Consider the following 1,695-nt stretch of genomic DNA (forward strand, 5'->3'; position numbering starts at 1 on the left):
GGTGCGACTGCGCCGGCTCTGCCGCGACCTGCGGCCGGAAGTGATTCACATCCACTGGCCCATCCCGAACGCTCTGCTGGCACTCTGGGGACGGCGGGGCCGGCGGCCGCGCCTCATCTCCACTTTCTACGGCGCAGATGTCGCCCTGGTGCGCAAGTACCCCGCCCTCCGCCCTCTGCTCCGACGTGTGGTGCAGGAAAGCGACGCCTGCACGGCCATTTCCCGCTACACCGCGGGGCTGGTGCATCAGCTCGCCGGCGTACTGCCGGTGGTCATCCCCTATGGTGTGGATATGAGCGCCCGCCCGGCCCTGGCAGAGGAGCAGAAGCCGGCCCAGTATGAGATCCTTACCGTCGGCCGGCTCATCGAGCGCAAAGGGCACGCCATCCTCCTGCGTGCCTTCGCCAAACTGCGCGAACAGCGGGACGACGTGGCCTTGACCATCATCGGCGAGGGGCAGGAGCGCCCGCGCCTGGAGGCGCTCATTGATGAACTGGGACTGCGGGGGATCGCGGTCCTGCGCGGCCGGGTTCCGGATGAAGAGCTTCAGCGGGCCTATGCCCGATGCGATGTGTTTGTCCTGCCGGCCATCGTGGACGCCGGCGGCGACACCGAAGGGCTGGGCGTGGTCCTGCTGGAAGCCATGCGCTATGAGAAACCGGTGGTCGCCAGCGCGGTCGGGGGCATCACGGACATTGTCGAGGATGGCGTCAGCGGACTGCTGGTGCCGCCGGCGGATGTCGAGGCGCTGGCCGGCGCCCTGGCCTATGTGCTGGATAACCCGGATCACGCCCGGGAACTGGGCCGGCGCGCCCGTCATCTCAACGCTATCCGGTTCGGTTGGGGACAGATTGTGAACGCGTACTGGCGGCTGTACTCGGGACAGGCCCTATGAAGGATTGGACGATGCGGCACACAGCCCATTCATGGATGCCGAACGCTCTGCTGGTGCTCCTGATGGCGCTGTACATCGGGTATTTCGGCATCTATTCCATCACCCTGCACGACGCACAACGCACCCATGCCCGTGACCTGGGAAACATGGACCAGCCCATCTGGAACACCCTGCAGGGGCGCATCCTGGAGGAGACCCGGGCAGACGGCCGGCAGGCCACCCGCCTAACCGACCATGTGGAGCCATTTTTCATCCTGGTCGCTTTCTCCTTCCTGTTATGGGACGACGTGCGCATGCTCCTGCTGGTGCAGACTATCCTGATCGCGCTGGGTGCCCTGCCGGTGTACTGGCTGGCGCGAGACCGATTCATGTCTCCCGATGACCCGAATGCCGGCGAGTGGATGGGCGTGCTCTTTGCCGCAGTATATCTCCTCTCCCCAGCGCTGGAAGCCGCCAACCTGACCGAATTTCACGCCGCCCCCCTGGCAGTGCCCTTCTTGCTGGGAGCGTATTACTTTGGCCGGCGCGGCAGCGCGCTGGGTTTCTGGGCCGCCGCCCTGCTGGCCTTAAGCACGAAAGAAGAAATCTCCCTGCTGTTATTCCTGTTGGGCCTGTACCTTGCAGTCTTCGGCAAACGCCGCATGATGGGCATTGCCCTGGCCATCGTCAGCGCGGTGTGGTTCGCGCTGGCGACCTTTGTCATCATCCCCCATTTTGCAAGCGAGTACTACGCCGGCCTGGACCAATCCATCTATTTCTTCCGCTACAGCACCTTCGGAAGCAGTCCGAAAGAGATATTC

At 64.4% G+C, this 1,695-nt stretch carries 2 protein-coding genes; both read left to right on the forward strand.

What is annotated here, in order from left to right; genetic code table 11:
* A partial coding sequence (locus H5T60_14710; GenBank protein ID MBC7243683.1) for a glycosyltransferase occupies positions 1-895 on the forward strand: 895 nt, incomplete at its 5' end.
* 35 nt (positions 896-930) lie between these two features.
* Positions 931-1,695, forward strand: a 765-nt coding sequence (locus tag H5T60_14715) for a DUF2079 domain-containing protein (GenBank protein MBC7243684.1), incomplete at its 3' end; no start/stop codon positions are given.

Source organism: Anaerolineae bacterium (genome assembly GCA_014360855.1).
In the GTDB taxonomy this organism is placed as follows: Bacteria; Chloroflexota; Anaerolineae; order JACIWP01; family JACIWP01; genus JACIWP01.